The organism is Microcoleus sp. B3-A4 (assembly GCF_036705385.1).
In the GTDB taxonomy this organism is placed as follows: Bacteria; Cyanobacteriota; Cyanobacteriia; order Cyanobacteriales; family Microcoleaceae; genus Microcoleus.
The window spans coordinates 30,089-39,464 of record NZ_JAUBUI010000051.1; the positions used below are offsets into that span (position 1 = coordinate 30,089).

Annotated in this window: 6 protein-coding genes; all 6 read left to right on the plus strand. The window is 46.8% G+C overall.

Annotated features, from left to right (window positions below):
• Positions 1 to 559: 559 nt before the first annotated feature.
• Positions 560 to 4,270: a response regulator gene (locus QUB33_RS19350; RefSeq protein ID WP_333352778.1), complete on the plus strand. Its 3,711-nt coding sequence runs from the start codon at positions 560 to 562 to the stop codon at positions 4,268 to 4,270.
• Positions 4,263 to 4,637 (plus strand): response regulator, encoded by a 375-nt coding sequence (locus QUB33_RS19355; protein WP_015177895.1) that lies wholly within the window; start codon positions 4,263 to 4,265, stop codon positions 4,635 to 4,637. Before QUB33_RS19350 ends, QUB33_RS19355 begins: the two co-directional genes overlap by 8 nt.
• Positions 4,634 to 5,692: an adenylate/guanylate cyclase domain-containing protein gene (locus QUB33_RS19360; RefSeq protein ID WP_333230449.1), complete on the plus strand. Its 1,059-nt coding sequence runs from the start codon at positions 4,634 to 4,636 to the stop codon at positions 5,690 to 5,692. Before QUB33_RS19355 ends, QUB33_RS19360 begins: the two co-directional genes overlap by 4 nt.
• A gap of 76 nt (positions 5,693 to 5,768) precedes the next feature.
• Positions 5,769 to 6,287 (plus strand): Ycf51 family protein, encoded by a 519-nt coding sequence (locus QUB33_RS19365; protein WP_333352782.1) that lies wholly within the window; start codon positions 5,769 to 5,771, stop codon positions 6,285 to 6,287.
• A 146-nt stretch (positions 6,288 to 6,433) separates the two neighbouring features.
• The gene (locus QUB33_RS19370) at positions 6,434 to 7,777 is read left to right on the plus strand and encodes an ATP-binding protein (RefSeq protein ID WP_333352785.1); all 1,344 of its coding nucleotides are present in this window, start codon (positions 6,434 to 6,436) and stop codon (positions 7,775 to 7,777) included.
• On the plus strand, positions 7,774 to 9,376 hold a 1,603-nt coding region (locus QUB33_RS19375), incomplete at its 3' end, for a tetratricopeptide repeat protein (RefSeq protein ID WP_333352788.1). The genes QUB33_RS19370 and QUB33_RS19375, both read left to right, overlap by 4 nt.

The following is a 9,376-nucleotide window of genomic DNA, read 5'->3' on the forward strand; positions in this document are numbered from 1 at the left end:
GTACGAAAAACCCTTAAATCGTTTCCGCTGGCATGAGAATAATAATTTTTCCAGTCCAGTACAAGCGGAAGCGATCGTTTTTTGGGGCCCACCTAGTTTTTGAGGGTAAGTTCACTCGCTCAATACTCCGGACAGTTTTTTTCTGCTCCAATGGCTTATTCTCGCTTGACTTTGAGCGACTTTGGATAATTAAATCAATGCCCTCTCCACCCGTGACTTGCATTTAATTTTACTTTTTTATTGTCCTTTTCCTGTAAAAAATGTAGTATCGTTACCCCAAATTTTCGGACTATTGACTTGATAAGATGATATTATTATTTTTGAGGGTGCTGCCGACATTCAGAGGATTAGTTAGTTGACAACCCTTAAAAGTTCTGAAAATTAATATAATTAGCGCAGTTTGAAAGATTTTGGAGAGGAGACACGATCCCTTGGCTTCTCAATAAAACCTGTTATAGACTTCGATCGCGTACTTGTCCCCTAACGGTATACCTACGTATATATACTATTAATTAATAAAGATATACTGTAGAAAGTTGCCTACAAAGCGCCCGAAAATATGCACCCCCACCTCCACCGCCAACTCGAACAGCTCGGTTTAGTCGGCGAGTCTCCCCCTCCCACTGCTGAGCAGTGGCAGCTTTTATTAGAGCAGGTAAGTTGTACCTATGACCGAGTTCAGAGTCAGCAAGAACTTCAGCAGGAAGATTGTTTTAACTTGGAGACGGTGGCGCTCAAGGATGTAACTGAGTCGCCCCACTCCCCTCAAGACTCTCCAACAGCTTCAGAATTCGATCGACTGCGGGCGAGTGTCAACAGTTTGGGGGCGGGATTGTGTATCCTTGACGCGAAGGGCTGTGTAATTTCAGTGAATCCAGAGGCCGAACGGTTGCTGGGGTGGCGAGAGTCGGAACTTGCAGGCGTTTCCCTGCTAGAGCGCATCGGGAAGCAAAAGAAAGGCAACAAATCCCAAGTTTTGACGGCTCCGAAACAGTCGCCAAGCAAGAGTGAAGATAGGCCGATCGCACCTACACTAGATTTACAAGAGGCGATCGCTTCCTGTCAACCTTGCAACAATTGGGACGACGAGTTTTTGTGTCGCGACGGCAAGATGTTACCAGTTTCCTATTTTTTCCATCCCGCAGTTGAGCGCGGCGAAATATCAGTCTTGGTGTTTTTTGACACTAGAGAACACAAGCAATGGCTCTCGATACTGCAAGCAGTTCTAAAATCTACAGATGCAGGAATTCTGGCGGTTGACAGAAACGGGAATATATGTAATTATAATCAGAAATTTCTAGAGATGTGGGGTTTGTCCGCCAGCCAAGGAAAGTTGAGCCGATCGACCTTCGCAACACTCAAAAAAACAATCAAAACAGGATTCCCCTTCGACAGGGAACAATTAAAATACCCGCAACGATTTCTCCAAAACGTGATCAAAGTGTCGGCAGATTCAGATACTCAAATCAGCGAATTATTAGAATTTAAAGACGGAAAAATTCTTGAATTAAATTCGTTGCCATCAAAAGTCGGAGCGAAAACAGTCGGTAGAGTCTGGAGCTTTCGAGACGTTACCGAACTCAAAAAAGTAGAAGAATATTTGCAGTATCGAAGAGAATTCGCTCAGTTGATTGCCCGTTTGTCAACCAATTTCATCAGTCAGCCCTTATCAGAAATAGACAAAGGCATCGATCAAACCCTAGAAGCGATAGCCACCTTGAGCGGGTTTGACCGCAGTTACATCTACCTGTTATCAGAAGACAAAACCCGCGCCGACAAAAGCTACGAGTGGTGCGGCGAAAGCATTCCGGCAGTCAAAGACAGCACCGACAACCAAATAGATATCGCACAAATTCCTTGGATCGCAGAAAAACTCGATCGCGCGGAATGCCTCTATATTCCAGAAATCGGCGAACTCCCGCCTCCAGCCAAAGCCGAAATTGGCTATTTTATCGGTCAAAATCCAGCCGAATTCCAGACAGACTCCCCATCCCAAACAGTCAATCAAACAGCAACCGCCTCAATACCTTGGATTGGCGCTTCCCTAAATAATTTAGAATTAAAAAAACCGCTACAAAATATTCAATCGCTGATAATTATTCCCCTAATTTGTAGTAAAAACCTAGTAGGATTTCTCGGATTCGAGGGCTTAAAGCAAACAGCAGGTCGAGCAACCGAAATATCCACACAGCTAAAAATGGTAGGAGAAATGCTCGCCAATGTCCTAGAGCGCAAGCGAGCAGAAGCAGCCTTGAGACAATCCGAAACAAAATACCGCAGCATCTTTGAAAACGCAGTCGAAGGCATATTCCAGACAACGCCTTCAGGACACTACCTCAGCGGCAATCGCGCACTAGCCAGAATTTACGGCTACGAATCCTGTACCCAAATGCTCGCCGAACTCACCGATATCAACCGTCAATTTTACGTTGACCCCCATCGGCGCGCCGAGTTTATGGCCCAATTGCGCGCGGGCCGCCAAGTGTCAAAATTTGAGTCCCAAATATACCGCCGAGACGGTAGCAAGATCTGGATTTCCGAAAACGCGCGCAGCATCTGCGACGAAAACGGCAGGGTTTTATACTACGAAGGCACAGTCCAAGACATCACCGATCGCAAACAGGCAGAATCCGCCATGCAGTTGGCCCTAGAAGCAGCAGAATCAGCCAACCGGGCAAAAAGCACATTTCTCGCCAACATGAGCCACGAACTTCGCACACCCCTCAACGCCATCATCGGCTACAGCGAAATGCTTCAAGAAGAAGCCGAAGAATTGGGCAGTTGCGAATCGGTTCCCGACCTCGAAAAAATCTGCAGCGCCGGCAAACACTTGCTGTCCCTGATTGACGACATCCTAGATATTTCTAAAATTGAAGCAGGCCGAATGGATCTCTACTTAGAAACCTTCGAGATCCATACCTTAATTGAAAGTGCTGTTGCCACGGCGAGGCCGCTGGTAGATAAAAACGGTAATACCCTAGAAGTGTACTGTCCAGACAACCTCGATACCATGCACGCGGACATGACCAAAGTGCGGCAAGTGCTGCTTAATTTGCTCAGCAACGCTGCCAAGTTCACACAAAACGGGAGAATTGCGATCGGAGTGGAAAGAATTAAAAATGAACAATTAAAAATGAAAAATCAAGAGGAATCTTCTAAAATTTTAATTTCCAACTCCGAATTTTTAAGTTTCCGCGTTGCCGACACCGGCATCGGCATGACACAAGAGCAATTGGAGCGAGTTTTCCAACCTTTCACCCAAGCTGATGCCTCGACTACCCGCGAGTACGGTGGCACTGGTTTGGGACTAGCAATCAGTCAGCGCTTCTGTCAGATGATGGGTGGCAGTATTGAGGTCAGCAGCACCTTGGGCGCAGGCACCACTTTCACCGTGCTCTTGCCCAAAGCCATCAAACAGCCGGAAATCCCCAACAAAGTCCATGACAGCACGAGCCTTCCGGACGCCCCCGCTGTCGGCACGGTGCTGGTAGTGGACGACGACCCTATCTCGCGGGATTTAATCCAGCGCGCCCTCACTCGCCAAGGACTGCACATAGAAGTCGCCGGCAGTGGCGAGCAAGCTCTCCGGCTCGCTAAGCAACTACGGCCCGACGCCATTACGCTGGACGTGATAATGCCCGGAATGGACGGCTGGGCGGTACTCTCAGCGCTGAAAGCCGATCCTGACCTTGCCGAAATTCCCGTAATCCTGCTATCCTTTGTGGGCAACAAAAGCCTCGGCTTTGCATTGGGTGCCTCGGACTACCTCACCAAACCAGTGGACGGCAAACGGCTGGCTGCCTTGTTGAACAAGTACCGACGCGACCAAGACGGCGTTGCAAGTAACAATGTGACCTGTCAGATTCTAATTGTGGAAGACGACGTTGCCACGCGCGAAATACTGCGATGCGTACTAGAAACACAAGGCTGGGCAGTAACGGAAGCTGACAGCGGACGCGCTGCTCTCGATCGGCTAAAAGTTGCTCGCCCGCACCTGATATTACTGGATTTGACGCTGCCAGAAATGGATGGTTTTGAGTTGATCGGGGAACTTCGCAAATCCCATTCGGGAGATCCTATACCGATTGTGGTAATCACGGGGAAAGACCTGACACCGGCCGAAAGCCAGCAACTAAACGGCTACGTCGAGCGGGTGCTACAAAAGGGAGTCTACAGTTGCGATAGTTTGTTGCGCGATGTTCGCTCTATAGTCAATGACAGGTTCGATCGCAGGTACGACTCGAAAGGCAAGGAGAACACCAATGGCTAAAATCCTGTTGGTCGAAGATAACGAAATGAACAGAGATATGCTTTCCAGGCGTCTGGCCCGGAAGGGACACGAGGTCTTTATTGCTGTTGACGGTGCTGAGGGAGTGTCGATGGCGCTCGCGAAAGTACCCGATTTGATTCTGATGGATATGAGTCTGCCGGTTCTCGACGGGTGGCAAGCAACGCAGCAAATTAAGGCGGCTCCTGAAACTAGCAGGATTCCGGTGATTGCGCTGACGGCTCACGCCATGGCGGGCGATCGCGAAAAGTGTCTTGCAGCAGGCTGCAACGACTACGACACCAAACCGGTCGAGTTTCCCCGACTTTTGGGTAAAATTGAAACTCTTCTGAAAGAGGCCCTGACATGAAAGGTGACGAGGGCAGCGTGCTGGTTGTTGACGACAATGAGGTAAACCGCGATTTGCTGGCCCGCCGACTTCAGCGTCAAGGCCATGTGGTGACTGTTGCTGAAGATGGTCTCCAAGCTCTGGAAATGTTGCGAAGCGTTCCTTTTGATTTGGTTCTGCTAGACATTATGATGCCGCAAATGAACGGCTATCAGGTTCTCGAAAGTCTGAAGGCGGACGAGAATTTGCGCTACATCCCGGTGATTATGATTTCGGCGGTGGACGATATCGACAGTATCGTCCGGTGTATAGAGTTGGGGGCGGAGGATTATCTTTCTAAACCGTTCAATCCGGTATTGCTCAAGGCTCGGATTAGCGCTTGTCTGGAAAAGAAGCGGCTGCGGGATAAGGAACAGGCGTATTTACATGAGTTGGCCCAGGAAAAGGAAAAGTCCGAGCGTTTGCTGTTAAATATTTTACCCAAGGCGATCGCACAGCGCCTGAAACACGGGGAAATTACGATCGCAGACAGTTTCGCCGAGGTAACAGTGATGTTTGCCGATTTGGTCGGTTTTACTAAGCTTTCGTCTCATTTATCGCCGGCACAATTGGTGGAGTTGCTCAACGAGATTTTTTCGGCTTTTGACGAGTTGGCCGAGCGCTACGGACTTGAGAAAATTAAGACGATCGGCGATGCTTATATGGTGGTTGGCGGTTTGCCGACGCCCAGCGACGACCACGCCGAGTCGATCGCCGAAATGGCGCTGGAAATTCAAGCAGCAATGACTAAGATACATACCAAGGGAGGTCAGCCGCTCAGCATTCGCATCGGCATCCACACAGGCCCGGTAGAAGCTGGGGTAATCGGTACTAAAAAATTTACTTACGATTTGTGGGGAGATACGGTAAATACAGCTTCCCGGATGGAATCTCAAGGCGTCCCCGGCAGCATTCAAGTGACCGTTGCTACCTACGAGCGCCTGCGGGATAAGTACGTTTTTGAGGAGCGCGGCGTGATTCCAGTGAAGGGCAAAGGCGATATGATGACTTATCTGCTTATGGGCCGAAACGCTTAATTAATCATTGGGCATTGGGCATCGGGTAGCGGTAATAATATCAACAGTCAACAGTCAACAGTCAACAAATCATCAAATGAGCGTAAATTCTAACCTTTTAATGTACGCCCAATGGGCGGCAATTCTGACAGTAGCTTTGGCTATTTTAACAGTTATAGCATTTATCTTCAAATGGGGTTTTCGCTTCCGATTGGTAGGAGTGACAAGCTTTATGGGAGTAATTGCTGCGAGTATATTTGGTCTGGGTTTGGGACTGTTTTCCCGTACAGAAATTCCTGGTGCGGTCCGCTATTCTTTAGTTTACGATACAGGCGGCGCTCAAACAGTAGTTACTGTGCCACCTACGATCACGGAATCGGAATTAGAAGCAACGATGCAGCAAGCGGCTGCGGATTTGTACTCTCCAGGGCGCTCTGGGCGGGGCAGAGACTACATGACTATCCGAGTTCGTACAGTTGTACATCCAGAGCCTGGACTGTCGCAGCCGCTGTTTTTGGGCGAAGTGAGGCGATCGCTCGCGACTCGTTATGATGACAAAATGGCGATCGAAATCTTCCCCGAAAAAGTTGCTATTCTGAAAAAATATCAAGCCTAAAAGTAGTGATTGTTGGGTGCGCCATGTGCACCCAGCCTTTTGCATAGATTCGATCGCTCTTCTTAAAATAATCTGCGTTTATCCCTGTTCATCTGCCTTAAATCTGCGGTTTAGCCTATAAAAAACCAAAAATACTAAAAAAAATTATGAATCCAAATACAGAACAATTACTAACAGACCTCACCGATGCCTTTAACCCATTTTATCCCTTACCAGCAGGCGACCCGCAATATGTTGACTGTCAAGAAGTGCGAGGAGATGACAATATTACCCTAGACTTGGGCCGCAACATTCAGCGTTCCAAACAGATGACTTATCAGTATCAGTTATACGCTGGACATCGGGGGGCAGGAAAGTCAACCGAATTGCTGCGCCTAGAGGATCATCTAAAAAAACAAGGTTATTTTGTCGTTTATTTCGCTGCTGACGAACAAGATATCAATCCCGAAGATACGGAATACACAGATATTTTGCTCGCTTGCACCAGGCACTTTTTAGAAGCAATTAAAGATGCTGACCCAAAACCTTTGCGCGATTGGATGGAAAGCCGCTGGAACGATTTAAAAGATTTAGCCCTGTCAGAAGTATCGTTTGAAAAATTGAGCTTAGAACTGCAAATTTCTCAGTTTGCCAAGCTGACGGCGAATGTGAGAAACGAACCGAGTTTGCGCCAAAAAATTCGAGAAAAAGTTAATCCCTACACATTAACCCTGATTGATGCGTTGAATGAGTTTATTGTCAATGCTAAAAATAAATTGCCCACCAAATATTCAAAACTGGTTGTGATAGCCGATAATTTAGATCGGATTGTGCCGTTTTCCAAAGACCCAGGGGGACGTAGCAATCTCGATGAAATTTTCTTAGACCGCAGCGAACAACTCAAAGCTTTAAAATGTCACGTAGTTTACACCGTACCGATTTCGATGGTGCATTCTAACCGCGCTGCCGATTTAAGCAATAATTATAGCAATCCTCCCCAAGTGCTACCGATGATTATGGTACGCAAGCCCAGCGGTGAAGTTCACCCGCCGGGACTTGCTAAAATGAAAGAGTTGATTGAGAAGCGGGTAAAACAAGTTGATCCGCATTTATCTTTAGAAACAGATTTTTTTGACACCGCAGAAACTCTAGAAGGGCTGTGTTTGATGAGTGGAGGTCACGTCAGGAATTTGATGTTGATGATGCAAGAAGCTATCAAGAAGACGGATAATTTGCCCATTACTGCGAAAGCAGCGAAAAGGGCAATTACGAACCTGCGGGATGTCTACCGCAAAACTGCCGGACACAATGAATGGTCTATTTTAGCACAAGTATCTCTTTCTCGTCGGATACTGAATGACGAACAACACCGCAATTTGCTATTTAGTCGCTGTATTTTGGAATACAGATACTTGGATGAAGAAGAAGAAATCCAGTCTTGGTATGATGTTCACCCGCTAATTAAAGGCATTCCGGAATTTAAGGAAGCAGTCGCTACACTTCAGTCATGAAACCAGAAGCAATTGATTGGGACGAAGATTTACCACCAGCAGAACCGGAGGAAGAATATCGAGATCTGGTACGCACTATCAAGCGGACAAAAGGCTTTAGCTTGTTATTTGTGGAGTGTTCGCCGGCGGAGGGAGAACGCTGGATTGCTAGAGTTAAAACAGATATTCCGCAGCAAAAAATTGAGGTTTTGCGGCTGAAGGAATCGGTTTATGATTTTTACAATCTAATTGAAGAGTTGCCAAATCGCGATCGCATCAATGTCCTATTCGTCCAGGGTTTAGAATATTCACTTTATGAATACGAACAAGAAAAAAAGGAGCTCGGCTGGGAAAGCAAGGATATTTACTCTTATAGTTGGCGGGGTGTGCCGCCTGTTTTAATTAATTTAAACCAGCAGCGAGAACGATTTCGAGATAATTTTAAAATCTGTTTGGTTTTTCTGTTGCCTAAGTTTGCTATTGATTATTTTATTCAACGGGCACCTGATTTCTTTGATTGGCGATCGAGTTTATTTAAGTTGTCGATGGATAAAGAACTGCTGCAACTAGAATCAAGGCAGGCTTGTTCGGAAAGAGGGAAGCGAGAAGATTATCTAGCTTTGACTCCCCAAGAACGGAAACGGGAATTGGTGAGGATTCAATCTTTAATTGATGAGGATGGGCAAACACCGGAACAAAAAGCTGAATTGTTTTACGAACAGGCTTTGTTGTATAACTTTGGTGAACAATATGCAAAGGCGATCGCCTCCTACGACAAAGCCTTAGAAATCAAACCAGATGATGACGCAGCCTGGTACAATCGGGGCTATGCACTGCGTAATTTAGGAAGATGGGAAGAAGCGATAGCCTCCTACAACAAAGCCTTAGAAATCAAACCAGATTTATACGAAGCCTGGTACAATCGGGGCATTGCACTGGGTAATTTAGGAAGATTGGAAGAAGCGATAGCCTCCTTCGACAAAGCCTTAGAAATCAAACCAGATGATGACGCAGCCTGGTACAATCGGGGCATTGCACTGGGTGATTTAGGAAGATTGGAAGATGCGATAGCCTCCTACGACAAAGCCTTAGAAATCAAACCAGATTTACACGAAGCCTGGTACAATCGGGGCAATGCACTGGATGATTTAGGAAGATGGGAAGAAGCAATAGCCTCCTACGACCAAGCCTTAGAAATCAAACCAGATAAACACGAAGCCTGGTACAATCGGGGCATTGCACTGGGTGATTTAGGAAGATGGGAAGATGCGATAGCCTCCTACGACCAAGCCTTAGAAATCAAACCATATTTACACGAAGCCTGTTACAATCGGGGCATTGCACTGGGTAATTTAGGAAGATTGGAAGAAGCGATAGCCTCCTTCGACAAAGCCTTAGAAATCAAACCAGATAAACACGAAGCCTGGTACAATCGGGGCAATGCACTGGGTAATTTAGGAAGATTGGAAGAAGCGATAGCCTCCTACGACAAAGCCTTAGAAATCAAACCATATTTACACGAAGCCTGGTACAATCGGGGCAATGCACTGGGTAATTTAGGAAGATTGGAAGAAGCGATAGCCTCCTTCGACAAAGCCTTAGAAATCAAACCAGATAAAC

Excerpts from the sequence above, each read along its gene's own strand:
- QUB33_RS19370 (WP_333352785.1), top strand. The coding sequence starts at position 6,434 with ATGAATCCAAATACAGAACAATTACTAACAGACCTCACCGATGCCTTT.
- QUB33_RS19355 (WP_015177895.1), top strand. The coding sequence starts at position 4,263 with ATGGCTAAAATCCTGTTGGTCGAAGATAACGAAATGAACAGAGATATG.
- QUB33_RS19350 (WP_333352778.1), top strand. The coding sequence starts at position 560 with ATGCACCCCCACCTCCACCGCCAACTCGAACAGCTCGGTTTAGTCGGC.
- QUB33_RS19365 (WP_333352782.1), top strand. The coding sequence starts at position 5,769 with ATGAGCGTAAATTCTAACCTTTTAATGTACGCCCAATGGGCGGCAATT.
- QUB33_RS19360 (WP_333230449.1), top strand. The coding sequence starts at position 4,634 with ATGAAAGGTGACGAGGGCAGCGTGCTGGTTGTTGACGACAATGAGGTA.